General features: G+C 43.3%; 1 protein-coding gene. It reads left to right on the top strand.

The genetic code is table 11. The features are described from left to right. Positions 1-551 precede the first annotated feature (551 nt). The gene (ltrA, locus tag ACFQ18_RS17990; RefSeq protein ID WP_047183676.1) at positions 552-1,811 is read left to right on the top strand and encodes a group II intron reverse transcriptase/maturase; all 1,260 of its coding nucleotides are present in this window, start codon (positions 552-554) and stop codon (positions 1,809-1,811) included. The last annotated feature ends 77 nt before the right edge of the window (positions 1,812-1,888 follow it).

The following is a 1,888-nucleotide window of genomic DNA, read 5'->3' as shown; positions in this document are numbered from 1 at the left end:
TTTGTGCGCCCGGCATGGGTGCAATCTCTAGGGTGAAAGTCCCGAGCCGTGAAGACAGAAGTAGCGGTTAGCTCAACGCAAGGGTGTCCGTGGTGACGCGGAATCTGAAGGAAGCGGGCGGCAAACTTCCGGTCTGAGGAACACAAACTTCATATAAGGCTAGGTATCATTGGATGAGTTTGCAAAACAAAACAAAGTCCTTTCTGTCGAAGGTGATACAGAGTAAATGAAGCAGATAGGTGGAAGGAAAGATTGCATCCTTACCCGGGGAGGTCTGTTAGAAATGCGCAACACATTGCGTAACCGAACATGCGAATGTTCGCTGAACTATCAGAAATCAGCAGAAGCCATAGTACTAGATACTTCTAGAATATCTAGGAAGGGCTGAATCATTTAAGGAGAATTGCCACTTTACGTACGCAACACTTAATGAAGCAGAAACATTTATTCCTTCCTAATGGAGGAAACGGTGAATCCGTGGGGGACATTAGAAGGGCTGAAAGTAGTTGCCACACAAGAAGGACGGACAATTCACGTAGGAGTTAGATACCATGTTGGAGAGAATACTATCACGGGAAAACTTAATACAAGCGCTAACACGCGTAGAAGGAAATAAAGGAAGTCACGGTGTAGATGAAATGCCCGTACAAAACCTACGAGCGCATATCTTGGAACACTGGACTACCATTCGAGGACAACTCGAAAAGGGAACCTACTATCCTCAACCCGTTCGTCGTGTCGAAATCCCGAAACCAAACGGCGGGAAGAGGAAGTTGGGGATTCCTACTGTGATGGACCGATTCCTCCAACAAGCAATTGCACAAGTCCTAACAGATATTTATGACCCAACATTCTCTCAACATAGCTATGGATTTCGTCCTAAAAGGCGAGGTCATGACGCTGTAAGAGAAGCAAGAAACTATATTAAACAAGGATATCGTTGGGTCGTCGACATGGATTTAGAGAAATTCTTTGATAAAGTTAATCACGATAGATTAATGCGTACATTGAGCCAAAGGATTAATGATTCCAGAGTGCTTAAACTAATTCGCAGATATCTACAAGCAGGTGTAATGGAGGACGGGATAGTGCGTCCAAACACAGAAGGAGCGCCGCAAGGTGGCCCATTAAGTCCACTACTTTCAAATATTGTCCTAGATGAGTTAGACAAGGAACTGGAGAAAAGAGGACTTCATTTCGTCCGCTATGCGGACGATTGTAATATCTATGTACGCTCCAAAAGAGCCGGTTTGCGAGTGATGAAAAGTATTACTAAATTCATCGAAGGAAAACTTAAATTAAAAGTAAATGAACAGAAAAGTGCAGTAGACCGTCCATGGAAACGCAAATTCCTTGGCTTTTCTTTCACTGTCCATAAGGAAAAACCGAAGATTCGGGTTTCTAAAGAAAGTGTCCAACGTTTCAAACAACGTATTAGAGAACTAACTTCTAGAAGGAAGTCTATGAACATGAAGGATAGGATTGAGAAGTTAAATCGATACCTAGTGGGCTGGCTTGGTTATTATCAACTGGCAGATACACCTTCTATATTTAAAGGTCTAGATAGCTGGATTCGAAGAAGGCTGCGAATGATACGTTGGAAGGAGTGGAAGAAAGTCAAAACAAAGTATAAGAACTTAATGAAACAAGGAATCAATAAGGGAAAAGCGTGGGAATGGGCAAACACAAGGAAAGCCTATTGGCGAATAGCCAATAGCCCAATCTTGCATAAAGCCCTTGGTGACCGATACTGGTCAAACCAAGGGCTGAAGAGTCTATATTATCGATATCAAACATTACGTTGGACTTAAATGAAACCGCCGTATACGGAACCGTACGTACGGTGGTGTGAGAGGTCGGAGGTTAGTCGCCTCCTCCTACTCGATTA

It is taken from the genome of Oceanobacillus caeni, assembly GCF_042678465.1.
Taxonomy (GTDB): domain Bacteria; phylum Bacillota; class Bacilli; order Bacillales; family Amphibacillaceae; genus Oceanobacillus; species Oceanobacillus caeni.
The sequence above is the reverse complement of the archived record's forward strand: the minus strand, read 5'-3'. Positions and strand labels throughout refer to the sequence as shown.

Coding starts and splice junctions, on each gene's coding strand:
- ltrA (WP_047183676.1), top strand. CDS start 552: ATGTTGGAGAGAATACTATCACGGGAAAACTTAATACAAGCGCTAACA.